The organism is Zobellia roscoffensis, from assembly GCF_015330165.1.
Taxonomy (GTDB): Bacteria; Bacteroidota; Bacteroidia; order Flavobacteriales; family Flavobacteriaceae; genus Zobellia; species Zobellia roscoffensis.
This window is the reverse complement of record NZ_JADDXT010000002.1, coordinates 1,869,566-1,889,672: the sequence shown is the minus strand read 5'-3', so window position 1 is coordinate 1,889,672 and position 20,107 is coordinate 1,869,566. Positions and strand designations below refer to the sequence as shown.

General features: G+C 37.8%; 15 protein-coding genes. 8 read left to right on the top strand and 7 right to left on the bottom strand.

Annotated elements, in window-relative coordinates:
* Positions 1-21: 21 nt before the first annotated feature.
* Positions 22-1,947 (top strand): CocE/NonD family hydrolase, encoded by a 1,926-nt coding sequence (locus tag IWC72_RS07975; protein WP_194529413.1) that lies wholly within the window; start codon positions 22-24, stop codon positions 1,945-1,947.
* A gap of 54 nt (positions 1,948-2,001) precedes the next feature.
* Positions 2,002-3,321, top strand: coding sequence for a TlpA family protein disulfide reductase (locus IWC72_RS07970; protein ID WP_194529412.1), 1,320 nt, complete (start codon positions 2,002-2,004; stop codon positions 3,319-3,321).
* Positions 3,322-3,325: 4 nt separating this feature from the next.
* Here the strand turns inward: IWC72_RS07970 and IWC72_RS07965 are convergent, their stop codons facing one another.
* Together IWC72_RS07965 and IWC72_RS07960 are read right to left on the bottom strand one after the other, a co-directional pair.
* Positions 3,326-3,985 carry an aspartate kinase gene (locus tag IWC72_RS07965; protein ID WP_194525687.1) on the bottom strand — a complete coding sequence of 220 codons (660 nt, stop codon included), beginning with the start codon at positions 3,983-3,985 and terminating at the stop codon, positions 3,326-3,328.
* 151 nt (positions 3,986-4,136) lie between these two features.
* Positions 4,137-4,496 carry a YraN family protein gene (locus IWC72_RS07960; RefSeq protein WP_194529411.1) on the bottom strand — a complete coding sequence of 120 codons (360 nt, stop codon included), beginning with the start codon at positions 4,494-4,496 and terminating at the stop codon, positions 4,137-4,139.
* A gap of 195 nt (positions 4,497-4,691) precedes the next feature.
* Here IWC72_RS07960 and IWC72_RS07955 point away from each other — a divergent pair, with 195 nt between their 5' ends.
* Together IWC72_RS07955 and IWC72_RS07950 are read left to right on the top strand one after the other, a co-directional pair.
* Entirely contained in the window at positions 4,692-6,185 is a 1,494-nt protein-coding gene (locus IWC72_RS07955; protein WP_194529410.1) for a DUF1800 domain-containing protein, read from the top strand.
* 10 nt (positions 6,186-6,195) lie between these two features.
* The gene (locus IWC72_RS07950) at positions 6,196-7,908 is read left to right on the top strand and encodes a DUF1501 domain-containing protein (protein WP_194525684.1); all 1,713 of its coding nucleotides are present in this window, start codon (positions 6,196-6,198) and stop codon (positions 7,906-7,908) included.
* Between the two features lie 85 nt (positions 7,909-7,993).
* Here the strand turns inward: IWC72_RS07950 and IWC72_RS07945 are convergent, their stop codons facing one another.
* Entirely contained in the window at positions 7,994-8,170 is a 177-nt protein-coding gene (locus IWC72_RS07945; protein ID WP_194525683.1) for a hypothetical protein, read from the bottom strand.
* A gap of 203 nt (positions 8,171-8,373) precedes the next feature.
* Between IWC72_RS07945 and metG the strand changes: the two genes are divergently transcribed.
* Both metG and IWC72_RS07935 read left to right on the top strand, forming a co-directional pair.
* Positions 8,374-10,452: a methionine--tRNA ligase gene (gene metG / locus IWC72_RS07940; RefSeq protein WP_194529409.1), complete on the top strand. Its 2,079-nt coding sequence runs from the start codon at positions 8,374-8,376 to the stop codon at positions 10,450-10,452.
* Positions 10,453-10,517: 65 nt separating this feature from the next.
* Positions 10,518-12,641, top strand: coding sequence for a Tex family protein (locus IWC72_RS07935; protein WP_194529408.1), 2,124 nt, complete (start codon positions 10,518-10,520; stop codon positions 12,639-12,641).
* 9 nt (positions 12,642-12,650) lie between these two features.
* Here IWC72_RS07935 and IWC72_RS07930 read toward each other — a convergent pair whose 3' ends face one another.
* Positions 12,651-13,274, bottom strand: a complete 624-nt coding sequence (locus IWC72_RS07930; RefSeq protein WP_194529407.1) for an HPP family protein — start codon at positions 13,272-13,274, stop codon at positions 12,651-12,653.
* 527 nt (positions 13,275-13,801) lie between these two features.
* Here IWC72_RS07930 and IWC72_RS07925 point away from each other — a divergent pair.
* Both IWC72_RS07925 and IWC72_RS07920 read left to right on the top strand, forming a co-directional pair.
* Entirely contained in the window at positions 13,802-14,704 is a 903-nt protein-coding gene (locus IWC72_RS07925; protein WP_194529406.1) for a histone deacetylase family protein, read from the top strand.
* Positions 14,658-15,701 (top strand): phosphatase PAP2 family protein, encoded by a 1,044-nt coding sequence (locus tag IWC72_RS07920; protein ID WP_226979522.1) that lies wholly within the window; start codon positions 14,658-14,660, stop codon positions 15,699-15,701. The genes IWC72_RS07925 and IWC72_RS07920 overlap by 47 nt, the downstream gene beginning before the upstream one ends.
* Before the next feature lie 11 nt (positions 15,702-15,712).
* Here the strand turns inward: IWC72_RS07920 and IWC72_RS07915 are convergent, their stop codons facing one another.
* The 3 genes from IWC72_RS07915 to IWC72_RS07905 are packed head-to-tail and all read right to left on the bottom strand — an operon-like array spanning position 15,713 to position 19,748.
* A complete protein-coding gene (locus tag IWC72_RS07915; RefSeq protein WP_194529405.1) occupies positions 15,713-17,362 on the bottom strand; it encodes a solute:sodium symporter family transporter in 1,650 nt (549 codons plus the stop codon).
* Positions 17,363-17,407: 45 nt separating this feature from the next.
* Positions 17,408-17,968 (bottom strand): sugar O-acetyltransferase, encoded by a 561-nt coding sequence (locus IWC72_RS07910; RefSeq protein ID WP_194525677.1) that lies wholly within the window; start codon positions 17,966-17,968, stop codon positions 17,408-17,410.
* 10 nt (positions 17,969-17,978) lie between these two features.
* The gene (locus tag IWC72_RS07905; protein WP_194529404.1) at positions 17,979-19,748 is read right to left on the bottom strand and encodes a glycoside hydrolase family 36 protein; all 1,770 of its coding nucleotides are present in this window, start codon (positions 19,746-19,748) and stop codon (positions 17,979-17,981) included.
* Between the last annotated feature and the right edge of the window lie 359 nt (positions 19,749-20,107).

The following is a 20,107-nucleotide window of genomic DNA, read 5'->3' as shown; positions in this document are numbered from 1 at the left end:
ACACACTGAAAACACACTACTATGAAATATAGGTTTTTACTAGTCCTCCTTGTAGTCATGAGTGCTTTGTCTTTACAAGCACAAAATGCAGATTCACTTTACTTTAGACAACATTACGATTTAAAAGAATATCGCATTCCTATGCGTGATGGCGCTGAACTTTTTACAGCCGTTTACACTCCAAAGGACAAGTCTAAAAACTATCCGATTTTACTGAATCGTACATGTTACAATGCTAGTAAATACTCTAATTATAACTACAGTAGCTATCCATCAAAGTATTTGATTGAAGATGGCTATATCTTGGCTTTTCAAGATGTTCGTGGAAGATATATGTCCGACGGTGAATTTGATAATATGCGTCCCAACATCCCCGGAAATAACAAAAAAAATAAAAAAGATATTGACGAAAGTTCAGACACCTATGACACCATAGACTGGATGATAAAGAAAATAAAAGGGAATAATGGTCGCGTGGGAATGTATGGTATTTCCTATCCAGGACATTATACCGCGGCGGGTATGATAGATGCGCACCCTGCATTAAAAGCGTCTTCTCCTCAGGCACCCATTGCCGATTTTTTCTTTGATGATTTTCACCATCAAGGGGCGTACTTAGAAAGTTATAGTGCTGCTTTCGCTGTTTTCGGCTACCAAAAAGATAGTCTTACTAGAGATTCATGGTATATGGATAAGTTGATGCGCTTTTACGGAAATCCTGCTCCAGATGCCTATGATTTCTTTTTAAAACTTGGGCCTCTAAAGAACATAACTAAAAACTATCATCACGATAACTTTTTCTGGAACCAAATTGTAGACCACCCTAACTATGATGAATTTTGGCAAAAGAGAAACATTCTTCCGCATTTAAAAAATATTAACCATGCAGTCATGACCGTTGGTGGTTGGTTTGATGCCGAAGACCTCTACGGCCCATTAAATATTTATAAAACAGTTGAAGCCACAAGTCCAAAAGCCAAGAACAGTATTGTTATGGGGCCTTGGGACCATGGTGGATGGGCACGTGAAAAAGGTAAAACCGTTCATAACCATATTTATTTTGGAGATAGCATTTCATCTTTCTACTTAAAAAACATTGAGCGTAAGTTCTTCGCCCACCATTTAAAAGAAGATGGTCCAGACACGCTTCCAGAAGCCTATATGTTTGATACAGGTATTAAAAAATGGGAGACTTTTGATGCATGGCCTCCTAAAGAAATTGAACCTATAAGCCTTTATTTTGGTCAAAACGGACAATTGAGCATCAATAAACCCATTGATGAAAAAGCTGTGTTTGAATATACCAGTGACCCACAAAAACCTGTTCCATACACTTCGCAAGTAGAGGGATTGACTTTCACTCCTAGAAGATATATGTCCGATGACCAGCGAGAAGCTTCCAGACGTCCAGATGTATTAACTTTTGAAACCGAACCTCTTAAAGACAATAGAGTTTTAGCCGGCGAAATAATGGCAAAACTTAAAGTTGCCATGACAGGAACAGACGGAGATTTTATTGTAAAACTAGTTGATGTTTACCCAGATGACCATGAGAGTTATGAGCATAACCCTGATAACATTATTATGGGTGGTTACCAGCAACTTGTTCGTGCCGAAGTTTTTAGAGGCCGTTTTAGAAACAGTTTTGAAAAACCAGAGCCTTTTGTTCCTGGTGAACCAAGCGATGTGAATTTTAGATTACAAGACATACTACACACGTTTAAAAAGGGTCACCGCATTATGATTCAAATTCATAGCACATGGTTTCCGTATATTGATAGAAACCCGCAGAAGTATGTAGACAACATCTATAAAGCCGATGAAGAAGATTTTATTAAATCTACCATTCAGGTTTTTGGCTCTTCATCTGTAGAAGTGGGTGGAACGCAAGATTGCTGTGCTCCTGAACCATTTCGTTCTACAAGTGAAAATGTCATAAAAGATTAGGGTTTCGCTCTAAAACCGATACTTTTGTGGTATCATTTTTGGAGCATTTATATCATGAAAAAAATTCTAGTCGTATTCACCCTGCTTTTTGCATTTTTTGCACAGGCACAATATAGCATTTCCGGTACTTTTACGCCTGCCAGCAATTACAAGTATTTATTGGCTTATAAACTAAAGCCGGGTTCACAGTCTTTTGTGGCGAACACCACGATTAAAGATGGAAAATTCACATTGCAAATACCGGAAAATGCCCAAACAGGTATGTACCGTTTAGTATACGCTGTTCCTCAAGATGAGTTCTATTTTGATGTCATTTACAGCGGAAAAGAAGATGTTGTATTAGCTTTTGACACCGCAAAAGGAGTTTCATTTAGCTCCTCTAAGGAGAACAAAATAATGACATCTTATTTTCAATCCATAGGTTCCTTGGTAGAGCAACTGGTTAATTTTTATATCGAAGGAAACTCGGATAAAAATGAATTTAGAAATTGTACTGACCAGCTAAGGACGACCCAGGAAGCATATGAAAAGCAGTCAGAAAACCTGATGGTCCAAAATTTTATCTTAGCGAATAGACCTTATATTCCGTCTAAATATGAAGCGGTTCACGATTACATTACCCATAAAAAAGAACACTATTTTGACCATCTAAAGGTTGATAATAACGTTTTACAAGCTTCCGACTTTTTAACGGATAAGCTAAAGAATTATGTATTTACAGCATTACCAGCAGAACCGGTGTCCTCTGAAGAAACAGAAAAAATTATTCAAAACAACATTAAGAAGGTAAACACAAAACTTGCTCCAGCAGTAGACGCTTATAAATTTGATGTCTTTTATAAATTATGGAAAATGAGTACTAGTGGTGGATTGAACACAACTACGGATTTCATTTATGATACCTATTTAAAATCTCTTGCATCTGCATCTAGTGACCCTAATAAAGCACAAGAATTAGCCTCTCAACATCGTTTGCGCATTGGAGCCAAAGCTCCTGAGTTAGAGTGGAAAACCGGAAGCGTTCAAAAAAAATTAAGCTCATTGCAAGGTGCAGAAAACTACCTTCTTGTTTTCTGGAGCAGTACTTGTTCTCATTGCTTAAAAGAGCTTCCTGCACTACATAAAGAACTAAAAGCTTACTCTTCTGTAAAAGTAATTGCGGTGGGCCTAGAAGATGACACCGCCACATGGCTACCAGAATCTAGTAAACTACCTAATTTTGAACACGCCATTGCACTAGGAAGATGGGAAAGTAAGTATGCCCAAACCTACGATATACACAAGACCCCAACATATTTTCTATTAGATTCTGACAAGCGAATCATAGCTAAGCCAGAAAGTGATAAAGAAGTTGTAGAGCTACTGAAAAAGTAGTCTCTTAAAGGGTTTTCAAATCTTTTATGGTCTTAAAAGCAACATCTACCTGCTTATCATCTACAAGGATGGTAAACTCGTTAGTTGTTGAAATCACCTCATAAAGCACAATTCCTTCCCAAGCTAAACGCTGAAAAATAAAGTAATAAATGCCTGGAACCGATACGTTTTCTGCAGGAAGTTTTACCGTTATAGATGATAAATGCATTGCTTTTTGCGTACACTTTTCATTCTTAAAAAGCTCCTCTACCGTACCATCTAGACTATTGCTAACAACAATATTCAATTCATTTACTCCACGTGAAGACGTATAAAAAACATCTTTGTTCTTATTTACCTCTTCAAGTAGTTGTGTTTGATTTTCTAAAATAGACTCCGAAACCAAAAAAGTAAAATCTGTGAGTGATGAACGTACAGTTATCTCTCCAATATTCTTTAAAACCTTAATAATCTTATGAGTAGCCCTAAACTCTAAATCATCCGAAAGGCGTTTTAAGGCCATTACAATTGCCCCATTGCGAATGTCCTTTCCTAATTCATTTTCAATTTCAGGCTTTACAATTCTAGAAAGTGAAGTTAAATTAATAATACCTTGTGCTAGTGCACTTTGCAAAAAAGGCTTCTTTTTAATGTACTGTTCGACTACGGACGAAATCGTTTTCATGGGTTCATAAGTATTGATTGCTGAGCAAAAATAACATATTGTTACAAATAAAACAAATTGTGTATAATTATCTTTATGTGAATTTTCAGAATACCCCACCTTCTCCCTAAAAATGGGCATATCTAACTACAAACAAATTATAGATACACCATTAAAAATGATAAAAAGCACTTTCTAAATGTTCAATTTTAAATATTTTTCGATTTTTTAAGATAGTTATTACGTCAAAACGAACCTCTATATCCAAGTCATTTTCAGTAATGTACTGATCCGCTGCACTGACCAAAAGCTTTATTTTTTTAGGAGTTATTGTTTCGGCAATAGGTATAATTTGATCATTGCTTCTGGCACGCACTTCTACAATAGCCAATATATCTTCCTTTTGAGCTATGATATCTATTTCTGCCTTTAAATAACGATAATTTTTACAATGAATTTCATATCCATTCTCAAGCAAAAAGTCGGCAGCCAGTTTCTCTCCTTCTTTGCCAAATTCGTTATGTTTTCCCATAGAAATTCATCTAAATCTTAATAAAACGTGTAATTCATCGAAAAGTCGCGTAAACCAACATCAAAAATTGGATTGCAGTCGTAAATCATTGAACAGTATGTCGAAAATACCTGAAAAGACATACTATCCAAAATCTTTGTGCGTTAAGAACTAGCCCCAAACACATGAAACGGTTCTTTAAAGCCTACGAAAATTATGGAATATTTTGTTAACTGTAATACAGCGCCGTTGGCACTGTATACCAACCCCTTAGACAGAACTACGGCGGCTCACCTGTACAGAAGACTTGGGTTTAGTGCCTCCGTTGAAACTATAGATCAAGCTGTTGGTTCTACGGCAGAAACTATAGTAAGCGCTCTTATATCGCAAGCTATGAGTGCTCCTGTCATACCTGCACCGGAATGGGCAGATTGGAACGGTAGCAATTATCCTGAAGATGACACGCTACGCAATCAGTTAAAACGCACCCAGGAAGACGACTTTAGTTTAGCCTATGGCAAAAGTATGCTAAACAACAACCTCCGGGACCGAATGAGTTTCTTTTGGAGCAATCATTTTGTTACAGAACTAGATATTTACGAATGTACCCCATTTCTTTATCATTACATTAATTGTCTACAACGCAACGCATTAGGAAATTTTAAAACCTTTGTGAGCGAAATTGGCCTTACCGACGCCATGCTCTACTACCTAGATGGTGTTTACAATAACGGCCACAACCCTAATGAGAACTACGCACGAGAGCTTTACGAGTTATTTACTTTAGGCGAAGGAAACAATTATACCGAAGAAGATATTATAGAAACCGCACGTGCCCTTTCCGGATATGTTGAACGTGGCGAATTAGGTTGCGAACATGTAACTTTTGATGCAGAAAAGCACGATACAGATAGTAAAACAATTCTAGGTCAAACAGGGAATTGGGGTTATGATGATGTAATCAATATTCTTTTTGAACAGCGTTCTGAGGAAATAGCAGAATTTATCTGTAGAAAACTATACGAGTTCTTTGTACATCCAGATTCCAAGGACAACGCCGGAAACGCACAGGTAATAATATCTGGTATGGCATCCATATTTGTTGCTAATGATTTTGAGATTGCACCCGTACTTTCCGAATTGTTTAAAAGTCAACATTTTTTTGACGATGAAGCCATTGGTGTAATCATTAAAAGTCCTTTTGATTTCTATTTCAACTTATTAAAAGAAAGTAGTTTTAGTTATGACGATACCACAATTGCAAGTCTTATAAACTATAGCGGACTTTTAAGCCAGCGTATGTTCGACCCTTTTGATGTGGCAGGCTGGCAACGAAACCGTTCTTGGATCAATACCAATTTTATGATTGGCAGGTGGTTAACTATAGAAACCATCTTAGATGATTTTTTTAATGCCAATGAAGATCAATTTAGAAACTTTGGTCTATCGCTTGTAAGCCTAAGTGAAGGCAATGGGAGTAATCCAGATGTAATTGCAAAAGCAATTATTGATTTTATCTTACCCAAAGGTCTACTGAACGATTCAGAATACGATAAAGCATACGTTATTTTCAGAAGTGACGTTCAAGAACAATATTATGAGGGTGGCTCAACCCCAACCTGGAGCTTACAAACCTCTATGGAAGGTCCTACCCAAGTATACCTACTCTTACAATATCTAGCAAGACAACCAGAATTTCAACTAAAGTAAACCTACTACTATGTGCGATACTCACACCACAGACCCCCATAAAGGCCTAGAACACGAAGGTCACGATCAAGAACATAAATCTTGGAGCAGACGCTCATTTTTACAAGCACTGGGCATAGCAGGTTCTGGTTCAATGATGTTAGGCAGTAACATGCTTACTGCATCTGCACCATCCCCTTTAACAGCAGCTATTGCCGGTACAGAAACTGATAATATTTTAATATTAATCCGCCTTTCCGGTGGTAATGATGGACTTAGTACGGTTATACCGATCAATCAATTCGATTCGTATGCCAATGCTAGACCTAACATTTATGTTCCCGAGAGCAAAGTTTTAAAACTAACGGATGAATACGGCATACCTTCTTACATGAAGTCATTAGAACCTCGGTGGGCCGAAGGTCAGTTTAAAGCCGTTCATGGTGTTGGTTACGAAGGCCAAAGTCTATCTCATTTTACAGGGTCAGACGTTTTTGCCAACACAGATTTAACTTCCACTGGTTTCAGCGGACTTAACACAGGTTGGATGGGAAGACATTTTGAAGAATGTTATCCAGATTACTTAATTTCTCCACCACCCGCTCCAGCGGCCATTCAGATTGGTCAGTTCGGAAGTTTGGTTTTCCAAGGAGACGAAACTAATTATGCATTTGTAACCTCCAATGTGGAGCAACTTGAAGAAATAGCAGAGTCCGGCGTACGTTATGGTCTTGAACAAGAATTGTTTAACGACTGTATGTATGGTGACCAATTAAGATTTTTAAGAGGAGTAGCTAATACCACCTACGAATATTCTGGTGTTATCCACGAAGCTTGGGAAAGAGGTTCAAACGATGTAGAATATCAGAAAAACAGCTTTGCAAGACAATTAGCCCTATTGGCCCGTTTGATTAAAGGAAATTTGGGCACAAAAGTGTATATGATTTCCATGGGTGGTTTTGATACGCATGGTAACCAACCTTTGGCACATGAGCGTTTAATGAGCAACCTTTCTATTGCCATTGACAATTTTTACGAAGATTTAGCATACACAGAACAAGACAACAATGTACTTAGCATGACGTTCTCCGAGTTTGGAAGACGAATTTTTGAGAATGGTTCTAACGGTACGGATCACGGTAAAGCGGCACCTACCCTATTTTTTGGGCCCGGTTTACAAGGCAGTGCGTTTGTAGGCGAACATCCTACACTAGACAATCCGGATGGAAGAGGAAACCTGGAATACACTATGGATTTTAGAGATTTATACGCCACCGTTTTGGCAGAATGGCTCTGTGTACCCATACCCTTAGTAGAACAACATTTACTAGGCCATACCTATGCTCCGGTTAATCTAGGATTTAATTGTAGTGGAACCGATTTCCCCGATATTGTATATAGTGATGGAGAACCAACAATTCCTACCTCACCAGATGGTGGACTTACGGATAAACCTGTAATACCGAATAATGAGCAATTAAACTCTATTGTTCATAAACCATTTTACCCTACTGAAAACTCGCCACATATCTATTTGGAAATGCCCGTTACGGCCCATGTAGATATTCAGCTTTTCAATATTATCGGACAGAAAGTAGGTACAATAAGTAATGCCATCATGTCCGAAGGTGTAAATGAGATTAATATTAAAGATAGAATACCAGGACATTTGGCGGCTGGCAAGTATATCTATCGCATTCAAGTACAACAGCACAAAATGAGCAAATCGGTTATGGTTGCATAACCCTCCCTAAATTGACTCTATAAAAAAACCTTCGCTATTGAATAATCAATGGCGAAGGTTTTTCATTTTCTAATCTTCCGTACTACTACGTCAATTTGGACTTATTGTTTTTTGTTTTAAACGATAGTTCTTTCGCAATTCTAGATGCTTTGTTCTTATAAAGTCTGGCTACATCATCCTTTCCGTTTTTTTTCACTGTCGTTTCCACGTCTTCTTTAATCCTTTCTAATACATCAAATTTCTTGGGGGTTCCTGCACTCATGGTTTATCTGTTTAAATTAATGGTTAAATAAGAGTCCTTTATATAAAACTGCACCATTCTTAAATTCGTATACATCCTAGTTGTACTACGGTCCGCATTTCCTTGGCTAAAAACCCCTCCTTCCAACTTTCAAGAAAACCTGTATACATCCACTTGCGTAATGCTGTGCAAAATCAGTACTTTTGCACCCTAATTCGAAATCAATGGCCGAGAAGCTAAAACAACCCGAGAGATATACTATTACTGCTGCATTGCCATATACAAACGGTCCTATCCACATTGGTCATTTGGCCGGTGTTTACGTACCCGCAGATATTTACGCGCGTTACTTACGCCTAAATGGCAATGATGTTGCTTTTGTATGCGGAAGCGATGAACATGGTGTGGCTATCTCGATGAAGGCTAAAAAAGAAGGTATTACGCCAAAGGAAGTTATTGATAAATATGATGGAATCATTCGTAAGTCATTCGAAGATTTTGGAGTTACTTTTGACAATTATTCGCGAACTTCAAGAGAAATTCATCATAAAACGGCATCTGATTTTTTCATAAAACTATACGAGCAAGGTGATTTTATTGAAGAAACCACAGCTCAATTATACGATGAAGAAGCCAAACAATTTCTGGCCGATCGGTTTGTAGTAGGCACCTGTCCTAAATGTGGGCATGAAGAAGCCTATGGAGATCAATGTGAAAACTGTGGTTCTACATTAAACGCTACGGATTTAATTAATCCGAAATCGACTATTTCTGGTTCGGTTCCGACTACCAAAGAAACCAAACACTGGTTTTTACCTTTGGATAGATATGAAGATTTCCTAAAAGAATGGATTTTAGAAGGACATAAATCAGACTGGAAACCTAACGTTTATGGGCAGTGTAAGAGCTGGATAGATGACGGATTAAAACCTCGTGCCGTAACCCGCGATTTAGACTGGGGTATTCCTGTTCCTGTAAAAGGTGGCGAAGGCAAAGTGCTTTATGTGTGGTTTGATGCGCCTATCGGCTATATCTCTTCTACCAAAGAATGGGCGGATCGTGAGGGCAAAGACTGGGAACCCTACTGGAAAGACGAAAACACAAAACTTGTTCACTTTATAGGAAAAGACAACATTGTTTTTCATTGTATCATTTTTCCTGCAATTTTAAAAGCACATGGCGATTATATTCTACCGGAAAACGTACCTGCCAATGAGTTCTTAAACCTAGAAGGCAATAAACTTTCTACTTCAAAGAACTGGGCGGTTTGGTTACACGAATACCTAGAAGAATTCCCGGACATGCAGGATGTTCTTAGATATACCTTAACCGCGAATGCTCCTGAAACCAAGGATAATGACTTTACCTGGAAAGATTTTCAAGCTAGAAACAACAGTGAACTGGTTGCTATACTTGGAAACTTTATAAACCGAGTAGTAGTCTTGACCAATAAATATTATGAAGGTGTAGTTCCTGCTCCCTCTGAATTTTCCGAAGTAGATAAGGAAACATTAGAGCAGCTTCAGAAGTATCCTGAGATTATTTCAAGCTCTATTGAGAGATACCGTTTTAGGGAAGCTGGCCAAGAATTGATGAACTTAGCACGTTTAGGGAACAAATACTTGGCAGACGAAGAACCTTGGAAAGTAATTAAGCAAGATGAAGAACGTGTAAAGACCATTATGTTCGTTGCACTTCAAATCGCCTCTGCGCTATCTGTTTTGAGTGAACCTTTCTTACCGTTCACTTCTGAGAAACTTAAAAATATATTGGCCGTCGGTTCAGGGGAAGCTAAGACTTCTTGGAAAGAGGTTTCTACCAAAGAAATACTGTTACCCGCAAATCACAAAATAAATAAGGCCGAACTGCTCTTTAGAAAAATTGAGGACAGCGAAATACAGGCCCAATTAGATAAACTGGAAGCCACGAAAAAGGCGAACGAAAACGCGAACAAAGAACTTATGCCACAAAAAGACACTATCAACTTTGACGATTTTACGAAACTAGATATGCGTGTAGGCACCATTATTGAGGCCGAAAAAATGCCTAAAGCCAAGAAATTATTGGTATTGAAAGTAGACACAGGACTGGACACTAGAACTATAGTTTCCGGTATTGCGGAGAGTTTTACAGCGGAAGAAATAGTGGGTAAAAAAGTGACCGTTCTTATCAATCTTGCTCCACGGGCATTACGCGGTGTAGAAAGTGAAGGTATGATTTTGATGACCGAAAATACGGATGGCAAATTGGTTTTCGTGAATCCTGATGAAGAGGGTGTTGGTAATGGTGAAGGTATAAGCTAAGACCTCCCATACCTCTTATCTTTTTAATTGCATCCACTATGTTCAAAAGTCGTTAATACAGTCTTATGCAACTCATTTCTTATATTTCCAAGCACACTCAGCTCCCACAAAAGAGTATTGAGAATACCGTAGAACTTTTAAACCAAGACTGTACCGTTCCTTTTATTTCACGTTATAGAAAAGAAAAAACGGGCAATTTAGACGAGGTTCAGATTTCAAGTATCGTTCAGTTCAAAACACAATTTGAAACACTAGAAAAGCGAAAGACTGCAGTTTTAAAGGCTATAGAAGAGCAAAACGGATTAACTGATGAGCTTCTGCTTAAAATTCAACAGACCGATGACCTTGTTACTCTTGAAGATTTATACCTGCCATTCAAGAAAAAACGAAAGACCAAAGCAGAAACCGCCCGTAAAAATGGATTGGAGCCTCTAGCTAAAATGATTATGGCCCAAAACCATAATGATATTGAAGCGGCTGCCAATCAATATACCAATAGTGAAATTGCCAATATTGATGAAGCACTAGAAGGAGCCAGACATATTATTGCGGAATGGATCAATGAACGTATTTCCATTCGTAACCAGGTGCGAAATCAATTGGAACGTAGTGCTCTGATTGTCACTAAAGTGATTTCCACCAAGAAAGACGATGAAAAAGCACAGAAATTTAGAGATTATTTTGATTGGAGCGAAGCTTTAAAACGATGTCCTTCGCATAGATTGTTGGCTATTTTACGTGCAGAAAACGAGGGGTTCATACGTGTAAAAATTGAAATTGACAATGACGAAATGCTTCGCCGTATTGAGGACCGTGTTATAAAATCGAACAACTCTTGTACACCTCAAATTGAAATGGCCATTGCAGATGCCTACAAACGTTTGCTTTACCCCTCATTATCGAACGAAATCCTGAAAAACGCTAAAGAAAAAGCAGATGAAGATGCTATAAAAGTATTTTCAAAAAACTTGAAGCAATTACTTTTAGGTGCTCCTTTAGGTGAAAAGAGAATTCTAGCCATTGATCCCGGTTTTAGAACTGGCTGTAAAGTGGTTTGTTTGAGCGCACAAGGAGACTTAGAACACAATGAGACCATTTACCCGCATGCTCCCCAGAACAAGGATAAAGAAGCCATTAAAAAAATAAGTACGCTTTGCGACGCTTACAAAATTGAAGCCATCGCCATTGGGAACGGCACGGCATCTCGTGAAACCGAGCAATTGGTAAAACGCATCCACTTTAAAAATCCGGTTGAAGTTTTTGTGGTGAGTGAAGCTGGAGCATCCATTTATTCCGCTTCAAAAATAGCCCGTGATGAATTCCCCAATTACGATGTAACCGTACGAGGTTCCGTTTCTATAGGAAGACGACTAGCCGATCCATTGGCAGAGCTCGTAAAAATAGACGCCAAATCTATTGGTGTAGGACAATATCAGCATGATGTGGACCAAAGTAAGCTTCAGAATTCATTAGATAGTGTTGTAGAGAGTTGTGTGAATTCCGTTGGAGTGAACATCAATACGGCAAGTGTGCCTTTACTAAGCTACGTTTCTGGTATTGGCCCGAAATTGGCAGAAAATATTGTAACCTACCGAAATGAAAATGGAGCTTTTACAAGCCGTACTGAAATTAAAAAAGTAGCCCGCCTTGGTGGTAAAGCCTTTGAACAGGGAGCGGCTTTTCTTCGGATAAAGGACGCAAAGAATCCACTTGACGATTCTGCAGTACACCCAGAAAGCTACTCTATAGTTCAGAAAATAGCAAAGGACAAAGGAATTCCTCTAACCGAACTGATTGGCAATAGTAGTACTCTAAAAAGTGTAAATCTAGAAGCATATTGCACAGAAACTATCGGTTTACCTACCTTAAAGGATATTGTAGAAGAATTGGAGAAACCAGGTCTTGACCGTCGGGAAAAGGCCAAAGTCTTTACCTTCAATCAAAATATAAAATCGATTACAGATTTACAGGAAGGTCAATTATTGCCAGGAATCGTCAACAACATTACCAATTTTGGATGTTTTGTAGATATTGGTATTAAAGAAAGCGGACTCATTCATCTATCCAATTTATCTGATACCTTCGTGAAAGACGTAAATGAACACGTACATCTACAGCAACAAATAATCGTAAAAGTATTATCTGTAGATATTCCTAGAAAACGTATTCAATTGGCTTTGCATAAATAGTACAAGCTCTTACGTATTAAAGCTGCGCTTACGTCTCCCAACTCTGTCCCTAATAGAGCGTATAAACCGACTATTCACTGGGTAACTTCTATGCTTGGTCATATTATTAAAAATAAGGGCGGTAACAAAAAGTATTACCGTACCTGCCAATACCGGAGAAACAACATAGAAATACCCCAAAGATTTAATTTTTGCCGTGCCGATTACTGCAATTAGTGCCGTAGCACCACCTGGTGGATGTAAAGTTTTCGTCATCTGCATTACCACAATAGATGTGGCAACTGCCAATGGTGCCGAAAGCCATATTAAATTCGGCATAAGTTTATATACGGTAACACCAATAAAAGCGGACAACAACTGCCCTCCAATGAAATTACGAGGTTGCGCCAACGGACTTTCAATAGCACCATAAATTAATACACTAGAAGCCCCAAACGACCCTATTAAAAGGGCATTTTCCATTTTCGGAAGATAGTACGATTGTAATAGCGCAATTAACCCAATTCCAATAAAGGCTCCTAAAAAAGACCAAAATTGCTCTTTAAAATCCACTAAAGTCTCTTTGTAAATGACGTACCTAGAAATACGGGCTTTACGGTTAATTTTTTTACTTAGTTTGCTTCCTGTTTTCATTGCAAATGCTTCTTTTTACAATTCAATTTACCTTTCGATTCCGCAAAGAATCCGCAAAGATATAAGAACTCTTGTGATTCCAAAAAATTAATCCCTACTATTCCTATCATACAACTAGGAATTACTAGCTAAAACCAACAAAACACTTACTATCAAATGGTTAAAAATTTAAATAATTAGACTGCAAACCTAAATTTTAACTTTTAAACCTTATTTAGATTTACTTAAAATAATTACATTTGTCATCTATTTAGAATTCAGGCCAGTGTCGAAGAAAAAGAAATCGTCTAAAAAGAAGGACAAAAAAAAAGTCAATACCGAGCTTCTAAAGCATAAGGTAGAGAAAGCCCTTGCCGCTAATGCCAAATTAAAAGGTAAGTGTTGTAAAAAATACGAGAAAAGCGAAAATAAAAGGTGTGGTAAATGCCCTTGTTTTGACTTATTGAAAAAAGTAGCATAGTACTTTTTGCTTGCCTACCTTCCTCCCACATCTCATTTGAACAAGAATAGAAAGCTATATTTGTAGCATGCTCAAAATAGCCTATCACCCAATTTATAATCACCCACTACCTGAAGGCCATCGGTTTCCTATGATAAAGTATGAGCTGTTATCCCAACAACTTTTACACGAAGGCACTTGTATTCCTGAAAATTTCTTTGAACCAGAAATACCCAATGACAAATATATTGTTGCTGTTCACGACCCAGAGTATTTCTATGATTTATTGAACATTAAAATTCCACCTCGTGAAGCTAGAAAAATAGGCTTCCCACTTACAGAAGATTTAGTAGAAAGGGAACGCATCATTGCCGACGGCACAATGAAATGCTGTCATTATGCACTCGATTATGGTATCTCTATGAACATAGCCGGGGGAACTCACCATGCCTACTCAGATCGAGGCGAAGCTTTTTGTATGCTGAACGACCAGGCAATTGGTGCACGTTATTTACAAGCAAAAAAGTTAGCGCAAAAAATACTCATCGTAGACTTAGATGTACATCAAGGAAACGGCACAGCTGAAATTTTTCAAAACGATGCTTCCGTTTATACGTTTTCTATGCATGGAGAAAGTAATTATCCGTTTAAAAAAGAACAATCAGATTTAGACATCTCCCTTCCTAAAGACACTAAGGATGATGAATATTTATTTCGATTAAAGGAAATACTCCCCACACTAATACAACAAGAAAAACCCGATTTCATATTCTATTTAAGCGGAGTTGACGTAATTTCTTCCGATAAACTAGGCACATTAGCACTAAGCATCAAAGGGTGCAAAAAAAGAGATGCTTTTGTTCTGGAAACTTGTTATCAACTTCAAATACCTGTTCAATGCAGTATGGGCGGTGGTTACTCCCCAGGAATTAGAACTATTGTAGATGCTCATGCCAACACATATAGACTGGCACAAGAAATTTATTTCTAAAACAGAGTTCTCCTTTTTCATTAATCCTGTTATCTACAACTCTATTCATTTATTTCGTAAATTAACAGGAACAACCCCCTATTCACTAGAACAACCAACAAATTCTATTTTTTTGTCTTTAAACCTTGAAGCTTTACAGAATAAATCTAGTTTTGCACTTATTATGAAAAAGACCATAGCCCTACTCTTTGTTTGCTTTACAATTGGCACGTACGCACAAGACTCTCTTGTAGCACCTACCGAAAAAAGATGGGACATGTTTAAATATGATTTTGTGAATATGTTTAAGGGTGTAGGATATTCCTACGCCAGACCGTTTCACTGGAAAGGACAACAATGGGCTCAACTAGGTGGTGTTGTGGCTGGCACCGGGGCTGTTTATCTTTTTGATGAGCAAACCTCTGAGTTTATACAAAGACAAAAAGAAAGTGTACCACATGTTATTCGTGAGTATGGTGAACTTTACGGGAGTCCGGAAAATAATTACTTAGCAACTTCAGGTGTGTATTTGGCGGGACTTATTACAAAAAACGAGAAACTTCGCCGCACAGGAGTTTTATTGATCGCATCTGCAACTTCTTCAGGCTTTTTACAACAAGTTTTAAAATCTGCTGTAGGTAGGGCAAGACCTGTTGCAGAAAAAGGAAAAGATACGTTTGACCCTTTCAATTCCAACCGAAATTATCATTCTTTTCCATCTGGGCACGCATTATTGGCATTTACCAATGCCTATGCTATTGGTAAGCAATTTAAAAGTCCGTGGATAAAAGCAGGTGTTTATACCCTAGGTGCTATACCTGGTATTTCCCGTATTTGGGATGGTCAGCACTATTTGAGCGATTTTGTATTCGCAGTTGCGATTAGTATAGCAACAGTAGAGTCTATTGACCGTTATTTAGACAAAAAATACGATGAAAAATACAACGACCAAGCCAAGAAGATGAGTTGGAACCTCAACTTTGGGCCTGGTACTTTAGGCGTTGTTCTACAATTTTAAAGGTATTTCTTTTAGAATATCAAATACGTACTTAAAACTAAAGCTGTAATAGCTGCTCCTGCTATAAAAGCATATTTCCATGGCTCCACACTTACAGCATCTGTTGTCATAGGTTGGTAATCTGTTTCTCTTGGGTGAAGTTTACCTATAACCAACATGATAATAATATTCAAGGCGAATAAAATAGCCATTACGTGTAAAAAGTGAGGATAAGCCTCGGCCTGAATCACACTTAAAGCCTTGGCATCTGTTATTCCATTTTGTGCAGCCTCGGTAAGTGCATTATCTACAAAATAAGGCTTAATGATAAACTGACTAATAGAATACAGCACAACACCTGAAATCACACCAATTTTCGCCGCTATGGCCGGCACACGCTTGGTAAAGAAACCAATAACAATTACCGTTAAAATAGGAATACTATAACAACCATTGGCCTCCTGCAACCACGCAAACAAACCTTGGGGAGCATTCGCTATTAAAGGAGCCACACACATACCTAGGATACCCAGAACAAGACCAAACATCTTACCCGCTTTTACGGTTTCAAGCTCTGTGGCATTCTTTTTGAAATATTGACGATAAAGGTCAAAACCAAATAAAGTGGCGCTACTATTCAATAAACTATTAAAAGAGCTAAGAATAGCACCAAAAAGTACAGCCGCAAAAAGACCTGTAAATGCCGCAGGAAGTACCGTTGCTACTAATTTAGGATAGGCTTGATCTGGATTATCAAGGTTACCTTCAAAAATATGCCATGCAATAATACCTGGTAACACTACTATTATGGGTATTAAAAACTTCACTAAAGCGGCAAGAATCACCCCTTTTTGACCTTCCTTTAGATTCTTAGCTCCAAAAACACGTTGCAAAATAACTTGGTTCGTTCCCCAATAGAACATCTGCACCAACATCATTCCTGTAAAAATCGTTCCAAAGGGAATAGAAGCATCTACATCTCCTTTAACGTTGAATTTCTCTGGATGACTCTCCCAAAGTATACTCACCCCATCAGAAATACTTCCATCTCCAATAGCCAACAGTCCAAAAACCGGAATAAGAAGTCCACCAATTAAAAGTCCTATAGAATTGATAAGGTCAGAGACCGCAACTGCTTTTAATCCTCCAAAAATTGCATATATAATTCCAATGATACCAATACTCCAAACGCAAATCCATAGAGTGGCTGTATCTGAAAGTCCAAGAAGGCTAGGTAAATCAAACATGGTACTGAATGCCAATGAACCTGAATACAGTACGGATGGAATTACCACAATAACATAACCAGATAAAAACAGCGCCGTTAGAATAGCTTTTGTTCCATGATCAAACCTATCTGCCACAAATTGCGGAATAGTTGTTATACCGCCTCTCATATACCTTGGAAGCAGAAATACAGCGGTAATAATCATAGCAATAGCCGCCAATGTCTCCCAAGCCATTACCAGTACACCTTCCGTAAACGCCTGCCCGTTAAGGCCGACAATCTGTTCAGCTGAAAGGTTAGTTAAGAGTAATGAACCCGCTATAGTGATTGCTCCTAAACTCCTACCTGCTAAAAAATAGCCATCAGCAGACTTTTCATTGGTACTTCGTGTAGCGTACCACGCAATTAGCGCAACTAAGAGCGTAAAACCTACAAATGAAACTATTGAGAGCATATTTTTAGTGTTTTAAGTTGGTGTTGAGAGAGTGAAGAGCTATAATTATGAGTTATCAATTTTCTTTAGTACGCGACACGGATTACCAACAGCTACTACATTTTCAGGAATGTCTTTTACCACAACACTACCAGAACCTATAACACTGTTATTTCCTATTGTAACCCCTGGATTAACGATTACCCCGCCGCCAATCCAAACGTTATCACCTATTCTTATAGGTTTTGCGTATTCAATGCCGGAATTGCGTGCTTCAAATTCAAGAGGATGCGTTGCCGTAAGAAGTTTTACCGCAGGAGCTATCATAACATTCTTACCAATGTAAACTGGCGCTGCATCCAAAATAATACAATCAAAATTAGCGTATGAGTTTTCCCCCCAATAAATATTGAAGCCATAATCGCAAGTAAAACGATTCTCTATGTAAAAATTTTTACCGGTCTCAGCAAATAACTCTTTGAAAAAATGTTTACGTTGCCGTTCCTTATCCATGGGTATGGCTTCAATTTCACGCATTAGTCTTCTTGCGTTCAACCTACCTCTAACCAACTCCTTATCATGAGGGTTATAAGGTTTTCCACCAATCATTTTCTCTTTTTCGGTCATTTGAAGTTCGTTATATTTTCTCGGCTTTGATGATTCCACAAGCGGGAACCTCAATTTCAAGTACGCCTTTCGAAAATACTACATTATCTTCCCGTATCAAACTTCCTTGGCAATCATAAATTTTACAACGATACGCTCCTAAGTCTTTCGTATTTCTGATAACAACCTGATTCGCTATCTGTGCATTTAAGATATCGACTAAATTATGTGCTTCGTTAAGTTCAATAATCCAAGTATCATATACTCCAATAATGACTTGCCCATTTTTAGAAACTCGCTTCGTGGGATAGTTGGCAAGAGGTTTAGAAGGAAGAAAATCACCGTTCATAAGAACATCGGCATTTTCATTCCAATATTTAGTATAAAACCCAATCATATTTACATACTCTTTAGGAGTTTCACTCAACATAATTGACAGTTGAGGAACCCCAAAAAGCGTGTTGATTACCTGAAGTGCTGCAATTTCCAAAGGTTCATCTTCATGCCAGGTAACCATATCAGAATGCACTGCTGTGTTACCCGCAAGCATACGTATATCTGCAATTCGCAAACGGTTCATAGTGGCATCTCCCGGGCAATCAAAAGCCCGGAACATATTGCCATACTTACGCATTGCCGGTCCAGTATATTTTTGTCTGAACTCAATAAAGATTTCGGGGTTTATTTCTGTTAAAGCATTTTTTACGTCTGTTAACAAACGGTCAACCGCACCGTTAATAGAAGCGTAATCCGCATCTGCTCCTAATTTCGTAGGTGTGTCTTTATAAAATCTAAAATCGTCTATAAAATCGAGTTTAAAGCCATCTAGATTCCAGTCTTTAGCAGCACTTGAATAAATATCGATTAAATATTGTCGTACATCTGGGTAGCGCGGATCAAAAACTGGTGCCCATCTATGGTCTTCCGTCAAGAATTTCCCTTTAAAACGTTTGAAAGCTTTTGATTTTTCACCACAAAACGGAACGGAATACCAAAGGGCTACTTTCATTCCTGTTTCATGCACACTTTTTACGAATTCCGCCATTTCAGGAATACGGTCCGGCTGCCAATCTCCAGTAAAATCATACCCTCTATTAGAGTCAAATGTCTGCCAACCGTCATCAATAATAATTGCCTCGTAACCTAAATCCTTGGCCAATCTACATTCCTCTAAAAGTAGTGGTATTTCTAAGTTTTGATGAAATTGATACCAGGTAGAATACAATGGTTTTTTAGCGATATCCGGAACATAAGCTGGTTTTAACTGCTCAAAAGTTTCCCACCAAGAAGATACGGCACGGAGACTATCAGAAAAATGCTGATTTTGATGATCAAGTCTTATCTGTGCTTTGAAATTTTTAAGAGGGTAATGTTGTTCCATAAAAAAAGTGATATAGCAATAAAAACAATTGTCCTCCTCACGCAAACGCGCATTCATTTCTAATTTATTAATGGCATTGGAACAAGCAAAAGTTAAAATATTCTCATCACTATTACCAAAAAGGGAAATCACAGGAGAATCAATAGAAATTCTAGATTCCATATTATCTAACTCCCAATCTGCCTGAATACGTTTGTTAAAATCTGTTGTAGGCTTCCAAACTCCCTTTACATTAATCGCAGGAACCTTCCATTGTAGCGTTATAGGTTTCGGTATCTGTTTCTCATCTCCTGCTACTTCAAAATCATAGACCACTGTACCTTCATGATCATGTACTTTTTTAAGTGACGTTTGGAAATTTTGCTCTGCACCGATAATCGTTATGTCGGAGGTTGCTGTTAGGGTAGTGTTTACAATCATCTGATTTTTTTATTGGGAGGAAATTAATTAACAACTGATGGTATTATCATTTTCTATTGAGCAATAAAGTATTCTTTAAAACTAAAACCTTCTTCCATTCATGATAGGAAAACAAGATATAATTGTTTTTTATTATACTATGATATTCTATGCTACTATTCAAATATACAGTGTATTCTAAAGGTCTCCAAAAAAACTTATCGCTATCATTATCTAAAACTCTGATTTACAGACCAACCATTATTTCAAATGAATAGAAATATTCGTTTTTTAAAAACCTACTTAGAATCTTATTTAAGAGAAAAATATTCTTTCGACAAAAACACATCGAAATATACCCATTATTTAATAAAAACATA